Genomic DNA, 260 nt, shown 5'->3' with positions numbered 1-260 from the left:
GGGCGTAATGGTGCCGTGGACAAAAATCCTCGAGGCGGCGAACGAGAACGACGCCGACATGATCGGGCGGTCCGGCCTCATCACCCCGTCGCTGGACGAGATGGTGACGGTGGCGGAGGAGAGGAAGCGCGCAGGCATGACGATGCCGCTGCTGATCGGCGGCGCGACCACGTCGAAAGTGCATACCGCGCTGCGCCTCGCGCCGGCCTATGACGGGCCGATCGTGCACGTCCGCGACGCCTCGCGCGCGGTGGGTGTCG

1 protein-coding gene is annotated in these 260 nt (G+C 68.8%); it reads left to right on the top strand.

What is annotated here, in order from left to right:
• Positions 1-260 (top strand): cobalamin-dependent protein (locus AC0CH8_RS18920; RefSeq protein WP_465241204.1); only part of this gene is annotated, 260 nt, incomplete at both ends.

This window comes from Sphingomonas sp. AC435, from assembly GCF_979253005.1.
This window is presented reverse-complemented; position numbering and strand designations above follow the sequence as displayed.